Raw genomic sequence first — 1,965 nt, forward strand, 5'->3', positions numbered from 1 at the left:
ACGACGATGGTGTCGCCGACCTTGAACGGGCGCGTGAGAATGAGCGCAAGGCCCGCCGCGTAGTTGGCAAAGAGTCCCTGCAGCGCAAAGGTCGCGCCGAAGGCCACGGCGCCGAGCGCCGCGATGAGCGGTGCGAGGGTGATGCTGAACTTACCCAGACTGATGATCAGAAGCAGGGAAAACACCGCGATGCGCGAAGTACTTCCGATGAAGCGCGTGAGCGTGACATCGACGTTCTTCTTCTCCAGAAAGTCGGTGACGAGGCGGGCGCACCACTTCGAAATGATGACGCCCAACAGCAAGATGATGAGGGCGCCAAAGACCTGCACGCCGTACTGGACGCCAAAATCGATGAGCTTCTCGCTCAGGTGCTTTACGGTTTCGAGTTCCTCTTCCATGACATCCCCCAAGGCCGCCCGTAAAGAGGCTTTAAGCCATTGCCGGGGTCCTGACAAGCTCGCTGGACTGGCCCCCGGCGGCGCGGGTACAAATCTCCCCATGGCAAAGCGGCTCAAGAAACCCAGGAGTTCCCTGCTGGGGACGTTCAGTGACCTGACCGACATTGTCCGGCATGCGCGCAGCGGCGGCGAGATCGTGCGCGGCCTGCTGCCCTCCGGCATGCTCAAACCAAGAATCCTCAATGGGGGCGAGAGCCCCGACACGGACGCAGGTGGCATCGATCAGGCCCTTCGCCGCCTGCGCAATCAGCTCAAGGGCGATTTCCTGGACGAGGGCGCGGTCGATTACGCGGGCATCAAGGCCTCCCCGGTCTACCGCGAGCTGCAGGAGACGAGCCGCCTGCTCCCCCACGTGCATCCCACAGAGTTCGCCCAAAGCGAGCGGCTGGCATTCTGGCTCAACCTCTACAACGTGCTGGCCATCCACGGGATCGTTGCCCTGGAGATCCGCAAGTCCGTGATGGAGGTTCCGTCCTTCTTTCACCTGGTTGCCTACCGGGTGAGCGACTGGGTCTTCACCCTCGACGACATCGAGAACGGCGTGCTGCGCCGCAACCGCCCGCACCCGGCAATGAACAACCTGATGTTCGATGCCGATGATCCGCGCATGGCCTGCTGCCCGCGCGAGGTCGACCCGCGCATTCACATGGCGCTGGTCTGCTGCGCCGCGAGCTGCCCGCCCGTTGCGTTCTATGAAGCCAAACAAATTGACGCGCAGCTCGAAGCCGCGACGCAGAACTTCGTCGAATCAGAAATTCTCATCGACGACAAAAAGCGCGAGCTCACCCTTCCACTCATCTTCCGCTACTACGAAGAGGACTTCGGCGGCTGGCAGGGAGTGGGCGAGTTCATGCTCGAACACAGCGAGGGAGAGCAGCACGAGAAGATCGCGCGCGCGATCCACGACGGCTACACCGCCCGCTACCAGCGCTACGACTGGTCGCTCAATCACGTCATTTAGGAAGAGCCATGGCCTACGACGAGAAACTGGCCGAGCGGATCCGCAACGTCCTTGCAGCACGCAAGGGCGTTTCCGAAAAGAAGATGTTCGGCGGGCTGGCCTTTCTCATCGGCGGTAACATGGCCTGCGGCATTGTCGGCGATGAGCTCATGGTCCGTGTCGGCCCCGACGCCCACGAGAAATCGCTCGCCGAGAAACACGTGCGCCCCATGGATTTCACCGGCAGGCCCATGAAAGGGATGGTCTACGTCGCCCCCGCGGGCATCAAGGCGGGGCCTTCCCTGAAGAAATGGGTCCTGCGCGGCACCGACTTCGCCGGATCGCTGCCCAGAAAAACCGCAAAGAAGGCCCCAAAAAAGGGCGGCAAGACACCCTAGCTCGCGCTGAGAAATCCCGTCTCGGGCAGCTCCGGGCGGTACTCGGGAGAAGAGACGAGCTCGCGAAACTACTTGTTGAGCCGCTGGTCGTGGTCACGCAGCAACTTGGCCACACCGGGCAGACCACGCTCGCTCAAATTACCCTGTTCCCATGCCTCGATCATTGCAT

The 1,965-nt window shown here is 62.0% G+C and carries 3 protein-coding genes; 2 read left to right on the plus strand and 1 reads right to left on the minus strand.

Going from position 1 to position 1,965, the window contains the following annotated elements; all coding sequences use genetic code 11:
* Positions 1 to 398, minus strand: a 398-nt coding sequence (locus KDH09_13260) for a mechanosensitive ion channel (protein MCB0220662.1), incomplete at its 3' end; no start/stop codon positions are given.
* Positions 399 to 498: 100 nt separating this feature from the next.
* On the opposite strand from KDH09_13260, the gene KDH09_13265 reads away from it, so the two are divergent.
* Both KDH09_13265 and KDH09_13270 read left to right on the plus strand, forming a co-directional pair.
* A complete protein-coding gene (locus tag KDH09_13265) occupies positions 499 to 1,419 on the plus strand; it encodes a DUF547 domain-containing protein (GenBank protein ID MCB0220663.1) in 921 nt (306 codons plus the stop codon).
* An 8-nt stretch (positions 1,420 to 1,427) separates the two neighbouring features.
* Positions 1,428 to 1,796: a TfoX/Sxy family protein gene (locus tag KDH09_13270; protein MCB0220664.1), complete on the plus strand. Its 369-nt coding sequence runs from the start codon at positions 1,428 to 1,430 to the stop codon at positions 1,794 to 1,796.
* Positions 1,797 to 1,965 lie beyond the last annotated feature (169 nt).

Source organism: Chrysiogenia bacterium (assembly GCA_020434085.1).
Classification (GTDB): domain Bacteria; phylum JAGRBM01; class JAGRBM01; order JAGRBM01; family JAGRBM01; genus JAGRBM01.

What these genes read in the sequence shown, in the direction of transcription:
- KDH09_13265 (MCB0220663.1), top strand. Translation starts at nt 499, where the DNA reads ATGGCAAAGCGGCTCAAGAAACCCAGGAGTTCCCTGCTGGGGACGTTC.
- KDH09_13270 (MCB0220664.1), top strand. Translation starts at nt 1,428, where the DNA reads ATGGCCTACGACGAGAAACTGGCCGAGCGGATCCGCAACGTCCTTGCA.